The 13,202-nt window shown below is 66.2% G+C and carries 12 protein-coding genes; 3 read left to right on the top strand and 9 right to left on the bottom strand.

What is annotated here, in order from left to right; all coding sequences use genetic code 11:
• The first annotated feature begins 52 nt into the window (after nt 1-52).
• Nucleotides 53-1,096, top strand: a complete 1,044-nt coding sequence (gene purM, locus ABWW33_RS10110) for a phosphoribosylformylglycinamidine cyclo-ligase (RefSeq protein ID WP_353401235.1) — start codon at nt 53-55, stop codon at nt 1,094-1,096.
• Nucleotides 1,097-1,298: 202 nt separating this feature from the next.
• Here purM and ABWW33_RS10105 read toward each other — a convergent pair whose 3' ends face one another.
• Nucleotides 1,299-2,066 (bottom strand): helix-turn-helix domain-containing protein, encoded by a 768-nt coding sequence (locus ABWW33_RS10105; protein WP_353401233.1) that lies wholly within the window; start codon nt 2,064-2,066, stop codon nt 1,299-1,301.
• Between the two features lie 122 nt (nt 2,067-2,188).
• Here ABWW33_RS10105 and ABWW33_RS10100 point away from each other — a divergent pair, with 122 nt between their 5' ends.
• Nucleotides 2,189-2,908, top strand: a complete 720-nt coding sequence (locus ABWW33_RS10100; RefSeq protein ID WP_353401231.1) for a sterol desaturase family protein — start codon at nt 2,189-2,191, stop codon at nt 2,906-2,908.
• A gap of 2 nt (nt 2,909-2,910) precedes the next feature.
• Here the strand turns inward: ABWW33_RS10100 and ABWW33_RS10095 are convergent, their stop codons facing one another.
• The 8 genes from ABWW33_RS10095 to ABWW33_RS10060 form a co-directional block, all read right to left on the bottom strand.
• Entirely contained in the window at nt 2,911-3,189 is a 279-nt protein-coding gene (locus ABWW33_RS10095; RefSeq protein ID WP_353401229.1) for a hypothetical protein, read from the bottom strand.
• Between the two features lie 12 nt (nt 3,190-3,201).
• Entirely contained in the window at nt 3,202-4,416 is a 1,215-nt protein-coding gene (locus ABWW33_RS10090; protein WP_353401227.1) for a 6-phosphofructokinase, read from the bottom strand.
• Between the two features lie 51 nt (nt 4,417-4,467).
• On the bottom strand, nt 4,468-5,235 hold the full coding sequence (locus ABWW33_RS10085; protein ID WP_353401226.1) for a hypothetical protein: 768 nt from the start codon (nt 5,233-5,235) through the stop codon (nt 4,468-4,470).
• Between the two features lie 14 nt (nt 5,236-5,249).
• Nucleotides 5,250-7,262, bottom strand: coding sequence for an alpha/beta hydrolase family protein (locus tag ABWW33_RS10080; RefSeq protein ID WP_353401224.1), 2,013 nt, complete (start codon nt 7,260-7,262; stop codon nt 5,250-5,252).
• A 76-nt stretch (nt 7,263-7,338) separates the two neighbouring features.
• Nucleotides 7,339-9,396: a sodium:solute symporter family protein gene (locus ABWW33_RS10075; protein WP_353401222.1), complete on the bottom strand. Its 2,058-nt coding sequence runs from the start codon at nt 9,394-9,396 to the stop codon at nt 7,339-7,341.
• Complete coding sequence (locus ABWW33_RS10070; RefSeq protein WP_176652280.1) at nt 9,393-9,659, bottom strand: DUF4212 domain-containing protein; 267 nt, start codon at nt 9,657-9,659, stop codon at nt 9,393-9,395. The genes ABWW33_RS10075 and ABWW33_RS10070 overlap by 4 nt, the downstream gene beginning before the upstream one ends.
• Nucleotides 9,652-11,187, bottom strand: a complete 1,536-nt coding sequence (locus ABWW33_RS10065; protein WP_353401220.1) for a sensor histidine kinase — start codon at nt 11,185-11,187, stop codon at nt 9,652-9,654. Before ABWW33_RS10065 ends, ABWW33_RS10070 begins: the two co-directional genes overlap by 8 nt.
• The gene (locus ABWW33_RS10060) at nt 11,184-11,894 is read right to left on the bottom strand and encodes a response regulator (protein ID WP_176652281.1); all 711 of its coding nucleotides are present in this window, start codon (nt 11,892-11,894) and stop codon (nt 11,184-11,186) included. The genes ABWW33_RS10065 and ABWW33_RS10060 overlap by 4 nt, the downstream gene beginning before the upstream one ends.
• A gap of 172 nt (nt 11,895-12,066) precedes the next feature.
• On the opposite strand from ABWW33_RS10060, the gene recA reads away from it, so the two are divergent.
• Nucleotides 12,067-13,194 carry a recombinase RecA gene (gene recA / locus ABWW33_RS10055; protein ID WP_353401218.1) on the top strand — a complete coding sequence of 376 codons (1,128 nt, stop codon included), beginning with the start codon at nt 12,067-12,069 and terminating at the stop codon, nt 13,192-13,194.
• Nucleotides 13,195-13,202 lie beyond the last annotated feature (8 nt).

Here is a 13,202-nt window from a genome sequence, read left to right as displayed (position 1 = left end):
TACGAAACAGGTCTCCGCCTTCTATTTTACCGCCTCCGCTGCGAAATACACCATGAGCCAAACTTCTAATGTTTCCCTGTCCTACCGTGACGCCGGCGTCGATATCGACGCCGGCGACGCTTTAGTCGAAGCGATCAAGCCCTTTGCCAAGCGCACCATGCGCGAAGGCGTGATGGGCGGCCTGGGCGGTTTCGGCGCCATGTTTGAGATCAGCAAGAAGTACAAGGAGCCGGTCCTGGTCTCCGGCACCGACGGCGTGGGCACCAAGCTGAAACTGGCGTTCGAGCTGAACCGCCACGACACGGTCGGCATCGACCTGGTCGCCATGAGCGTCAACGACATCCTGGTGCAGGGCGCCGAGCCGCTGTTCTTCCTCGACTACTTCGCCTGCGGCAAGCTGGACGTGGCGACCGCCACCGACGTGATCAAGGGCATCGCCCAGGGCTGCGAACAGGCCGGCTGCGCGCTGATCGGCGGCGAAACGGCGGAAATGCCTTCCATGTATCCTGCCGGTGAATACGACCTGGCCGGTTTCGCGGTCGGCGCGGTGGAAAAATCGAAGATCATCGACGGCACCAAGATCGTGCCGGGCGACGTGATCCTGGGCCTGGCTTCGTCGGGCGTGCACTCGAACGGTTACTCGCTGGTGCGCAAGATCATCGAAGTGGCCAAGCCGGACCTGGAAGGCGACTTCCACGGCCGCAAGCTGTCGGACGTGCTGATGCAGCCGACCCGCATCTACGTCAAGCCGCTGCTGGCGCTGATGGACGCTATGGAAGTCAAGGGCATGGTGCACATCACCGGCGGCGGCCTGGTCGAGAATATCCCCCGCGTGCTGCAGCCCGGCCTGGTGGCCGAACTGGATGGCAAATCGTGGACCATGCCACCGCTGTTCACCTGGCTGCAGCAGCACGGCGGCGTGGCCGACGCTGAGATGCACCGCGTGTTCAACTGCGGCATCGGCATGACCGTCATCGTGTCGCAGGAAAACGCGGCGGCGGCCATCGCCCAGCTGGAAGCGGCCGGCGAGACCGTCCACACCATCGGCAAGATCCGCGCCCGCGTCGGCGACGAACACCAGACCATCGTCGTCTAAGCTTTACGGGCTGTCGCGAAGAGCGGACCACGCCTCGGCGTCGTCCGCTTTTTTTATAGAGCGACGAGGTCAGGAAGCGGGGTCAGTTCCGGCAATGTGCCATGCCTTTTCGGCATGGCACATTGCCGGAACTGACCCCGCTTCCTGACCCCGCTTCTCCGTTTAAAGGACTCTTCGGGACTCTGCCGCGCTCCGCGTCCGGCTAACCGGCGGCGCCGGCAAACGGCCGCGCGTCGGGATGGCGGCGCAGCGCTTCGAACACTTGTGGCTCCCACGGCTTGACCGCCATCAGCAGGCTGGTGCCGTAGCGCTGGGCGTCGGGCGCGTTCTTGCTGTCTTCGTGCAGCTCGGCGAATTCGCGCAGCAGCCGCTGCATGCGCTGCTGCAGGCGCGCGCTGGCTTCCGCGGTCAGCATCGCGTGATGGAAGCGCAGCTGCTGGCCGGGCCGGTTGAAACTGCCGTTCAAGAAATCGGACTGGATGCGGTCCTGGAAAAAGTGCTGGATAGGACCGTCCGGCAGCCAGGCGAAGTCGCGCGCGATGCGCAGCTTGACGCGGTTCTCCGGCATCAGATGGATCAGCCCGAGACGATCCAGCTGCACCAGGTAGGCCACACACTGGGCCTGGCTGATCTTGTAGGTCTCGACGATGCGCGCCGCGCTCCAGTGATTCAGCACGCACACCGCCGTCAGCAGGCGGCCGGGATCGGCCACCAGTTCCTTCTCCTGCGCGGGGCTCAGCTTATGCAGTTCGGGCTGGTTTCTGGCCGCCGCCTGCACCAGCTCGGCCAGTTCGATGTGCAGCAGGTCGCAGATCGCTTCCAGCGTCTGCAGCGAAAAGCTTTGCAGCGAGAACTGGCGCTTGACGGTGGCCTCGCTCAGCGCCAGGTGCGCGGCGACGCGCGCGTAGGTGATGCCCTCGGCCTTGAGCAGGCGTTTCAGCGTGACGATCAGGTTTTGGGTCTGGGACATGGCGTGCGGTATCGAAATTTGATACGTTGCAGCTTAAATGATGTAATTATCAACGGCAAGGTATTTAAATCAGCTGCCCGGTGGCAGACTGCTGTCTTTCCAACCGCTTCGAGGAGAGAGACATGCTGACTGTGATACTGGCGGTGTTCGCCGGCTGTTTTGTGCTGGAGCGGCTGCGGCCGGGCTGGCGCTTGCCGAAGGTTCGGACCTGGCCGCTGCGGGTGGTGCTGGTGAATGCGGCGCAACTGGGCATCGTGGTCCTGGCGGGATTCAGCTGGGAGCGCTGGTTGTCGGCGGCGTCGGTGTTCCACCTGTCGCGCCAGCTGCATCCGGCGGCGGGAGGCGTGCTGGCCTACTTCATCGCCACCTTCGTGTTTTACTGGTGGCACCGCTGGCGCCATGAGTCGGACTGGCTGTGGCGCATCTTCCACCAGATCCACCACAGTCCGCAGCGCATCGAGGTGATCACGTCGTTCTACAAGCACCCGGGCGAAATGCTGGTCAATTCGGTGCTGGGCAGCTTGCTGGTGTACACGCTGCTGGGCCTGTCGCCGGAAGCGGGCGCGGTCTACACGCTGTGCACGGCGCTGGGCGAATTCTTCTATCACACCAGCGTGCGTACGCCGCGCTGGATCGGCTACTTCTTTCAGCGGCCGGAGATGCACCGCATCCATCACCAGTACGGACGCCACCGCAACAACTACGGCGACATCGTCTGGTGGGACATGCTGTTCGGCACCTACGAAAACCCGGCCCGTTTCGAAGCGACCTGCGGTTTCGACGCGGACAAGGAGGAACGCCTGTTGGCCATGCTGGCCTACCGCGACGTGCATGCTGAGTAGCGTTATTTGCGCTGGTCCGGCGGCGGTGGCGGCATGCCGCCTTCCGGAACGGCGGCAACGACGTCGCGCATTTTCTTGCAGACGCCCTTGATATCTTCGCCGCGCCGGCCCTTGAAGGTGACTTTCGCGCCGTCGGCCTTGCCCTTGCAGGCGTCGATGGCTTCCTGTGGCGGGCCGCGCTTGCCGTCGGGCGGCGGGGGCTGATCTTTGTTTTGCGCCGAGACGGATAGCGCGGCGCCGGCCAGCATGGCCAGCAGCACGCCGCGGTGGAAGAATCTCATGGTCGCCATCTCCTATTTCTTCAGGATTTTTTCCACCGGCGCCGGCCGCAGGCGGAACGCGTCCGGCATGCCGGAACCCAGCAGCGGCCGCAGGTACATGCGGAAGGCGTCGGTCACGTCGGTGCCGCTGGCGCTGATGAACTCGTCCTCCATGACCCGCGTCTTGCCGGCCACGTCGGACAGCGCCATCAGCTCGTAGTTGACCGCGTAGTCGCCGATGCGCTTGATCGCCACCGAGCCATCGCGGCCGCCCCACATGGCGAACTGCACCGCCTTCTCGCCCACTTCGCGCGCCTCGCGCTGATCGACGCCGGACACGCAGCCGCTGAAGGAGCGCTGCAGATAGCCGAAGGTGTCGCCGCGCACGCGCTTGATGCCCAGCTTGGCCTTGATCTCGTCGCACAGCAGGTCGGCCAGCGCGCCGGTGCCCGACAGCTGCACGTTGCCGTGGGCGTCGCGCTCGACTTCCGTGGCCAGCAGGCTGGCGATGGCCTCGCCCGACGCATCGTGGATGCCCTCGGACACGGCGATCACGCAGCGGCCGTAGCGCTCGTACACGGCCTTGACGTCGGCCAGGAACTGGTCGAGCGAGAACACGCGCTCGGGCAGGTAGATCAGGTGCGGGCCGTCGTCCGGGAACTTCTTGCCCAGCGCGGCGGCGGCGGTCAGGAAGCCGGCGTGGCGGCCCATCACCACGCCCACGTACACGCCGGGCAGCGAGGCGTTGTCCAGGTTGGCGCCGGCAAACGCCTGGGCGACAAAGCGCGCCGCCGACGGGAAGCCCGGCGTGTGGTCGTTGCCGACCAGGTCGTTGTCGATGGTCTTGGGGATGTGGATGCAGCGCAGCGGATAGCCGGCCTGCTGCGCCTGCTCGCTGACGATGCGCACGGTGTCGGACGAATCGTTGCCGCCGATGTAGTAGAACTGCTCGATCTCGTGCGCGCGCAGGACTTTGAAGATTTCCTCGCAATACGGCAGGTCCGGCTTGTCGCGGGTCGAGCCCAGCGCCGACGACGGCGTGGCCGCCACCAGTTCGAGGTTGTGGCTGGTCTCGCGCGTCAGATCGACCAGGTCTTCGTTGATGATGCCGCGCACGCCGTGCAGCGCGCCGTAGACGCGGGTGACGTCGCGGAAGCGGCGCGCCTCCAGCACCACGCCCGCCAGCGACTGGTTGATGACGGCGGTCGGCCCGCCTCCCTGTGCGACCAGAATTTTTCCCGACGACATACGCCCCTCCCCTGGTAAGTACGATCCGCTAGCTTACTCCGGAATGTGGTCTCACTTGCATGATTTTCCGGATTTTTCCAATGCCGCAGCGACTTCGGCCCCGGTGAGCACGGCCGGGATGGGGCCGATCTCCGGCATGCCGTCGGGGCCCAGGCGCGGCGGCGCGACCGGGGCCTCGTTCGGGCAGGCCGGCACCGAGCGCGGTAGCGCCGCCGCCAGGGCCAGCAACTGCGGGCCCGCGGGATGCCGGGCGTCGTTCCCGTCCAGCCAGAGCTCGTAGCTGCGCCGTCCCTCGGTCCAGGTCAGGCTGGACACCATGCGCCCCGACGGCGCCCGCAGCACCACCAGGCGGGCCGGCGAGCCGTTGACGCGCTCCTGCTCGAACTGCGCGGCGCGCCAGCTTGACGAGCCGTCGGCGGACATGTCATGCTCGAACAGCACCAACGTATGGCCGTCCGGCGTGCGGAAGGCGCGATACAGGCGCGATCTGGTGTCGTTGACGGACTCGCTCCAGGCGCCCGCGCTCTCGAAACCGGCGAACGGCGTGCGCGCCAGCTCCACCGGAGGAAACGCCACATCGGCAAGCGCCGCCGCACGTAGCAACGGCAGATCGTAGCGCGCCAGGCTGGCCTCGCATGCCGGAAGATAGCCGTTCTTGCGCAGGTCGGCTTCGTCGCGAGCCTGGGCTTCGGCAAAACCGGGGGCGCCCGGCGGCGGCCCCAGGCCGCAGGCGCCATCGGATGCGCTGCCGCGCCCGTGCGCGGCGATGACCGCCAGCAGGGCCGCGGCGGCACAGGCATATGCCGCCCGGCGCATCAAGGTTGCGCTCGGTCTCACTGCGCGCCGATATTCTTGTCCAGGAATTTCTCCACGCGGCCCCAGAAATCGATGCGGTTCTTCGGCAGCGCCCAGCCGTGGCCTTCCTCCGGGTATTCGATCCACTCGACGTTCGGGTTGGTCTCCTTGATCGCCTTGTAGAACCTGGTGCCGTGCGGCAGCGGCACGCGCATGTCGGAGCCGCCGTAGGCCAGCAGCAACGGCTGCTTGATGCGGGCGGCCTGCAGCAGCGGCGACGTGGCCTTGAGCTGCTCGGCGTCCTGGACCGGGTCGCCGACCAGCTGCGGCATGCCGTACTGCTTCCATGCGTCGGACATGTCGGACACATAGAACCATGAACCGTCGCGCAGCAGGTTGATGTCGGTCACGCCCGCCCATTCGACGCCGCATTTGTACAGATCGGGATCGTTGATCAGGCCCATCAGCGTGGCATAGCCGCCGTAGCTGGCGCCGGCGATGCAGACCCGCTTGGCGTCGGCCACGCCCTGGGCGATGGCCCAGCGCGTGCCGTCGGCGATATCGTCCTGCATCTTCAGGCCCCATTGCTTCCAGCCGGCGCGGAAATGCGCGTAGCCGTAGCCGGTGCTGCCGCGGAATTCCGGCTCCAGCACCGCGTAGCCGCGCGAGGCCAGGAACTGCGCGTCCGCATCCCAGTCCCAGCGGCCGCCACGCACGTAAGGGCCGCCGTGCACCAGCACCACCATCGGCAGGTTCTTGCCGGGGCCGCGCGGCAAGGTCAGCCAGGCCGGGATGTCGAGGCCGTCGCGCGCCTTGTAGCGCACCAGCGACTTGGGCGCCATCTGGTTGGGATTGATGGCCGGGTGGGTGGCGCCGATCGCCGTCAGGGCCTTGGTGTCGCGGTTGTAGAGCAGGGTGCGCGAGGGCCAGATGTCGGCAAACGCGGTCACCAGCACCCACGGCGCTTCCGGCCGCGACGGCGGCGTCAGCAGGTTGACGGTGTTGGGCAGCTTGGCGTCGATGTCGGCCTGCATGGCCTTCATCGCCGGGTCGAACCATACCGTGCCCTGGGCGTCGGTCAGGTAGCGCACGCCGAGCAGCTTGTTCTGGTCCATGATCAGGCGGCCGCTGAAGTCGAAGCCCTGCAGGTTGACCAGCGGTTTGTCGGAAATGGTGTTGGTGGCGAAATCGTAGATGTGGACGGCCGAGGTGTCGCTGTGCTTGCGGGTGACCACGTACAGCGTGCCGTCCGGCCCGAACGCCAGCGGCGAAAAGGCTTCCTTGCTGCCGGTATAGGTATCGAAGCCGATCAGCTTGCGCCATTCGTTGCTGGCGGGGTCGCGGTAATAGATGGTGCTGACGTTGTCCTTGCGCGTCTCCGTCAGGCGTGGCTCGCCCTTGTTGTCGAGCATCCAGCTCATGCTGTCGCCGGGACGCGGCACGCTGGAGGCGATGCGGCCGGTGACGGTGTTCAGGCGTTCCAGGCTGACGTAGTTTAGCTGGCCCGGCCCGCTGAAGCTCTTGTCGAGCACGTACATATAGTCGGAATCCTGTGGACCGCGCTGGCTCAGCATATAGGTATGCCACGGCAGCAGCTCGCGCGGCGGCAGGCCGCCCTGGCTGCTGGTGATGAACGGCGTGCCGTTGCGCATGGCCAATTGGCGGAAGCCGGTGCCGTCGCGGTTGATCGCGTACAGGCCGGGCGCGTAGCGCAGGTCGCCCTGGGCCAGGTCGCGGTCGGCGGCGGTGAAGGCCAGGCGGTTGTCGTTCACCCACTGGAATTCGCCGATGTCGGCGTCGCTGAAGTTGCCGACCACCTTGACGGTGTTGGCGCCCAGTTCCACCACCGCCAGGCGGTCGCGCTTTTCCCTGGCGCCCACGCGCACGGCGAGGTATTTGCCGCTCGGCGACAGGATGGCGCCGGTGAATTCGGGGTTGCCGAAGAAATCTGCGATCGGCGGCGGGGCCTTGCCGGCGCCAGGCGCGACATCGGCAGCCAGGGCGCTGTGGCAAACGGCGCAAACCAGTAACAGCAGGGTACGGATATGCATGGCGGTATGTTTGTGAAATAGATAACTCGAGCACCATACCATCAAGTTATCAAATCTGCCACAGGGCAAATGTATCTCAGAGTTCCGGCGCGCGGATGTAGTCGACCAGCGCATTGGTCTGGCGGTCCGGCGCCGGCGTCAGCAGGCTGACCACGGCCATCGTCAGCAGCCCGGCCGGCACGCCGAAGATGCCGGCCGAGATGGGGGCGATGTGGAACCACTGGCCCGCCGCGCTACCGCCCAGGACGGGATTGGTATGCAGCATGTAGTAGACGCAGACCGTGAAGCCGGCCACCATGCCGGCGATCGCTCCCTGGTGGTTGGCGCGCTTCCAGAACACGCCCAGCACCAGTGCCGGGAACAGCGTGGCGGCCGCCAGCGAGAACGCGGCGCCGACCAGCGACAGGATGTCGCCCGGCTTGGTCGAGGCGGCGTAGGCGGCGATGAAGGCCACCGCCAGCAACAGCAGCTTGGAGATGGTGACGCGCTTCTGCGTCGAGGCGCCGCGGTCGACGATCTTGTAGTAGATGTCGTGCGACAGCGCGTTCGAGATCGCCAGCAGCAGCCCGTCCGCCGTCGACAGCGCGGCGGCCAGCCCGCCGGCCGCCACCAGGCCGGAGATCACATAGGGCAGGCCGGCGATTTCCGGCGTGGCCAGCACCAGCACGTCGGCGTCGATGGTGATCTCGGCCAGCTGCACGATGCCGTCGCCGTTGACGTCGGTGATGCTGAACAGCGGATTGACCTTGTCGACGTTGGTCCAGTACGACACCCAGTTCGGCAGGTGGGCGAAATCGCTGCCGACCAGCGAGTTGTAGATGTCGTACTTGACCAGCACCGCCAGCGCCGGAATGGTCAGGTAGATCAGCAGGATGAAGAACAGCGTCCACAGCACCGACACCCGCGTCTCGTGTACCGACGGCGTGGTGTAGGAGCGCATCAGGATGTGCGGCAGCGCGGCAGTGCCCAGCATCAGGCAGAACACCAGCGCCAGGAAGTTGTTGCGCTTGATGTCCGAGGTTTCGGCGTCGCCCGGATAGGGCGTGGCGTGCGGCGTGATCGGCTCGGCGCGGGCCAGGTTCTGCGCGCGGGCGTCGGCCCACTCGCGCGCGGCGGCGTCGGCGTCCTTTGGATAGGCGATCAGACCCCGTTCGGCGGCGCGGATTTCCAGCAGCGAGGCATTGCGCAGCTTGACGCTGTCGAGCTTGCGCTGGACCTCGACGCGCCCCGCTTCCCACGAGGCGGGCAGGGCGCGGATGCGGGTGTCGTAGTCGTCGGCGCGGCGGCGGAAGATGGCGCGCACCTCGGCCTCCTTGGCGTCGTCGATCAGCACCGCTTCGCGCGCGCTCAGCTTGGGCAGCAGCTTGCCGTAGGCCACCTGCGGTATCGGGTTGTCGGTGTGTTTGCCGGAGAGCCAGATGGCGGGAATCAGGAAGGCCACCAGGATGATGATGTATTGCGCCACCTGGGTCCAGGTGATGGCGCGCATGCCGCCAAGGAAGGAGCACACCAGGATGCTGGCCAGGCCGAGGAAGATGCCGACCGAGAAATCGACGCCGGTGAAGCGCGAGGCGATCAGGCCGACCGCGTAGATCTGCGCCACCACGTAGGTGAACGAGACGATGATGGTGGCCGCCACCGCGAGGATGCGCACGGCGCGGCCGCCTTTGTTGCTGCTGTCGCCGGCGCCGCCGTAGCGGGCGGCGAGGAAGTCGGGGATGGTGTACTGGCTGAACTTGCGCAGGTAGGGCGCGATCAGGATCGCCACCAGGCAGTAGCCGCCGGTCCAGCCCATGATGTAGGCCAGGCCGTCGAAGCCGTGCAGGTACAACCCGCCGGCCAGGCTGATGAAGCTGGCGGCGGAGATCCAGTCGGCGGCGGTGGCCATGCCGTTGAACATGGCCGGCACGCGGCGCCCGGCGACGTAGTATTCCAGCACGTTGGAGGTGCGGCTCAACACGCCCAGCGTGGCGTACAGCACGATGGTGGCGAACATGAACAGGTGACCGATCCACACGCGCGGCATGCCTTCCTGCTCCAGCACCGCGAGCGCGATCAGAAAGCCGGCGAAGCCGATGGTGAACAGCGCGTAGTAGCTGCGCAGGCGCTGAAGGAAGGTGCGTGGGGTTTTCAAGCGCGGAGCTCCGCGGCGGCGGCCTGGTCCAGCCGGCGCATGCGCCAGGCGTAGACGGCCAGGATGGCCAGGTAGACCAGCGACGCGCCCTGCGCCGCCAGGTAGAACGACAGCGGCCAGCCGAACACGCTCAGGCCGGCCAGCTCGCGCGCGAAGAAGGCGGCGCAGAAGCCGGTCGTCAGCCACAGCAGCAGAAGGATGGCCGACAGGCGGCGCGTCTTGCGCCAGTGTTCGGCGCGGGTGATCGGTGGTGCTTTATCCATAGTGCGGCGGCTCGCTTTCTTCATCTTGCGGGCGCGGCGGCAGCGGGAAACTCAGGCGGAACAGCGCGCCCGGCAGCTTGGACTGCGTGGCGCGCGGATTGCTGAAGATGTCGACCTCGGCGCCGTGCTGCTGCGCGATCTCGCGCACGATCGCCAGGCCCAGGCCGCTGCCCTCGGCGGTGTTGCCCAGGATGCGGTAGAAGCGCTCGAACACGCGCTCGCGTTCGGCCGGCGCGATGCCCGGTCCGGTGTCCTCGACTTCCAGATAGCCGCGCTCGCTCTCGTCGCTGCGCACCCGTACCGTCACGCTGCCGCCGGCCGGCGTGTAGCGCAGCGCGTTGTCGATCAGGTTGGACAGCAGTTCGCGCAGCATGGTCGGATTGCCGACGATCTGCACCGGCTCGGCCGGTGCCTCGAAGCCCAGGTCGATGCGCTGCGCAAACGAAGCCGGCACCCAGTCCTGCACCGCGCTGCGCGCCAGTTCGGACAATTCCAGCGGCAGCATGGCGGCGCCGGCTTGCGGCTGGTTCTCCGCGCGCGCCAGGGCCAGCAGCTGGTTCACCAGGCGCGTGGCCGCTTCCGAGCTCTTGGCCAGCTGCTCCAGCGAGCGGTGGATTTCGCCGCTGTCGGTCTGCCGCAGCGCCAGCTCGGACTGCATGCGCATGCCGGCCAGCGGCGTGCGCATCTGGTGCGCGGCGTCGGCGATGAAGCGCTTCTGCATGTCGATCGACAGCGACAGCCGCGCCAGCATCTCGTTGAGCGAACGCACCAGCGGCGATATCTCTTCCGGCACCTGGTTGGAGGCGATCGGGCTCAGGTCGTCCGAGCTGCGCGCCCGTATCCGTTCCTGCAGCTGCGCCAGCGGCGACAGTCCCCGCGCCAGCGCAAACCACACCAGCGCCAGGACGATGGGCAGGATGATGAACTGCGGCAGGATCACGCCCTTGATGATGGCGTTGGCCAGCTGCGCGCGCTTTTCCAGCGTCTCGGCCACCTGCACCAGCGCCAGCTGCGCGTCGTCGGCCTGGCTGCGCTCCAGCCGCACATAGGTATAGGCCACGCGCACCGGCGTGCCGTGCATGGTGTCGTTGCGGAAGCGCACGCTGCCGCCGCTGAACTTGTCCTCCTCGTCCAGCGGCGGCGGCAGGTCGCGGTCGCCGTCGATGTGCTCGCCGCGCGGGCCCTGGATCTGGAAGTACACATTGTCGATGTCGTCGGCGCGCAGGATGTCGCGGGCCGAGCCGGGCAGGCTCTTGATGATCTTGCCGTCCACCGCGTGCACCTGCTGCGCCAGCACGGTCACGCTGTCTTCCAGCGCGTGGTCGAACGGCTGGTTGGCGATGGACTTGGCCACCAGGTAGGTGATCGCGATGCTCATCGGCCACAGCAGCAGCAGCGGCGCCAGCATCCAGTCCAGGATTTCGCCGAACAGCGAGTGCTGGATGCCTTCGTCGGCCTCGGCCGCCGGCGGCTGGTATTCCTCGCCGTCGGCCTGGCCGGGTTCCTGCTGCTGCGTCGCCGGGGTCACTTGGCGGCGTCGCCGAGTTCGCTGTTGGCGCGGGCGGCGTCCGAGTATTTTTCCAGGCAGTAGCCCAGGCCGCGCACGGTGGCGATGCGGATGCCGCCCACCTCGATCTTCTTGCGCAGGCGGTGCACATAGACCTCGATGGCGTTGTTGCTGACTTCCTCGCCCCACTCGCACAGATGGTCGACCAGCTGTTCCTTGGATACCAGCCGGCCGGTGCGCGCCAGCAGGATCTCCAGCAAGCCCAGCTCGCGCGCCGACAGGTCCAGCATCTGCTCGTTGATGTAGGCGCTGCGGCCGACCTGGTCGTAGGACAGCGGACCGTGCTTGATGACGGTGGCGCCGCCGCCGGCGCCGCGCCGGGTCAGCGCCCGCACCCGCGCCTCCAGCTCGGACAGCGCGAACGGCTTGGCCATGTAGTCGTCGGCGCCCAGGTCGAGGCCGTTGACGCGCTGCTCGATCGAGTCGGCGGCGGTCAGGATCAGCACCGGCAGCAGCGAGGAGCGCGCGCGCAGGCGGCGCAGCACCTCCAGGCCGGACAGCTTGGGCAGGCCCAGGTCCAGTATCAGCAAATCGAATTCCTGGGTCGACAGGGCGGTGTCGGCCTCCTGGCCGTTGCGCACGCAATCGATGGCGTAGCCGGATTGGCGCAGCGACCGGGTCAGGCCGTCGGCCAGTACGCTATCGTCCTCGGCAAGTAAAATACGCATGGTAGACACTCCTGCTACAGAAGCTTGTATTGTGTTTCATTTCACGCAAGGTGGCGAGTTTTTGTGCGAACTCAAAATTGTTTAAAAATCGTGCTTGCATTAAGCACTGTTTTTTTATACAGTACTGCCTGTACCGACGAATTTGCACCCACCCACTGGTTGAAAGAACATTATGGACGATAAAAAAGCTGTTGTACCTGCATCTGAAAAGGCCAAGGCGCTGGCTGCCGCGCTGGCACAGATTGAAAAGCAATTCGGCAAAGGCTCCGTAATGCGCATGGACGCCAGCACGCCGATGGAAGAGGTGCAAGTGGTGTCGACCGGCTCGCTCGGCCTGGACATCGCGCTGGGCGTCGGCGGCCTGCCGCGCGGCCGCGTGGTGGAAATCTACGGTCCGGAATCGTCGGGTAAGACCACGCTGACCCTGCAAACCATCGCGGAAATGCAAAAACTGGGCGGCACCTGTGCCTTCATCGACGCGGAACACGCGCTGGACGTCGGCTATGCGCAAAAATTGGGCGTCAACCTGCATGAACTGCTGATCTCGCAGCCGGACACCGGCGAGCAGGCGCTGGAAATCTGCGACGCGCTGGTGCGTTCCGGTTCGGTCGACATGGTGGTGATCGACTCCGTCGCCGCGCTGACGCCGCGCGCCGAGATCGAAGGCGACATGGGCGATTCGCTGCCGGGCCTGCAAGCCCGTCTGATGTCGCAGGCGCTGCGCAAGCTGACCGGTTCGATCAACCGCACCAACACCCTGGTCATCTTCATCAACCAGATCCGCATGAAGATCGGCGTCATGTTCGGCAGCCCTGAGACCACCACCGGCGGCAACGCGCTGAAGTTCTACGCCTCCGTGCGCCTGGACATCCGCCGCACCGGCTCGATCAAGTCGGGTGACGAGGTGATCGGCAACGAAACCAAGGTCAAGGTCGTCAAGAACAAGATCGCGCCGCCGTTCAAGGAAGCGCACTTCGACATCCTGTATGGCGCAGGCACCTCGCGCGAAGGCGAAATTCTTGATCTGGGTGTGGAAGCGAAGATCGTCGAGAAGTCCGGTTCCTGGTACAGCTACAACGGCGAGCGCGTCGGCCAGGGCAAGGACAACGCCCGCATCTTCCTGCAAGAGCGTCCTGAGCTGGCATGGGAAATCGAAAACAAGGTTCGCGAATCGCTGGGCGTGCGCGCACTGCCGCCGCTGGCCGCTGACAAGGGCGACACGGTCGTCAAGCTGAAGTCCGTCGACAAAGCCGATAAGGCCGACAAAGCGGACAAGGCCGACAAGGCCGACGCGGCATAAGCACCACG

Source organism: Duganella hordei (assembly GCF_040369125.1).
Classification (GTDB): domain Bacteria; phylum Pseudomonadota; class Gammaproteobacteria; order Burkholderiales; family Burkholderiaceae_D; genus Rugamonas; species Rugamonas hordei.
Note: the sequence above shows the minus strand (reverse complement) of the source record. Positions and strands in the feature narration are given on the sequence as shown.

Bases quoted from the DNA above. Each gene is read 5' to 3' on its own strand.
- ABWW33_RS10105 (WP_353401233.1), bottom strand. From the start codon at position 2,066: ATGTCCCAGACCCAAAACCTGATCGTCACGCTGAAACGCCTGCTCAAG.
- ABWW33_RS10095 (WP_353401229.1), bottom strand. From the start codon at position 3,189: ATGAGATTCTTCCACCGCGGCGTGCTGCTGGCCATGCTGGCCGGCGCC.
- purM (WP_353401235.1), top strand. From the start codon at position 53: ATGAGCCAAACTTCTAATGTTTCCCTGTCCTACCGTGACGCCGGCGTC.
- ABWW33_RS10080 (WP_353401224.1), bottom strand. From the start codon at position 7,262: ATGCATATCCGTACCCTGCTGTTACTGGTTTGCGCCGTTTGCCACAGC.
- ABWW33_RS10060 (WP_176652281.1), bottom strand. From the start codon at position 11,894: ATGCGTATTTTACTTGCCGAGGACGATAGCGTACTGGCCGACGGCCTG.
- recA (WP_353401218.1), top strand. From the start codon at position 12,067: ATGGACGATAAAAAAGCTGTTGTACCTGCATCTGAAAAGGCCAAGGCG.
- ABWW33_RS10100 (WP_353401231.1), top strand. From the start codon at position 2,189: ATGCTGACTGTGATACTGGCGGTGTTCGCCGGCTGTTTTGTGCTGGAG.
- ABWW33_RS10070 (WP_176652280.1), bottom strand. From the start codon at position 9,659: ATGGATAAAGCACCACCGATCACCCGCGCCGAACACTGGCGCAAGACG.
- ABWW33_RS10090 (WP_353401227.1), bottom strand. From the start codon at position 4,416: ATGTCGTCGGGAAAAATTCTGGTCGCACAGGGAGGCGGGCCGACCGCC.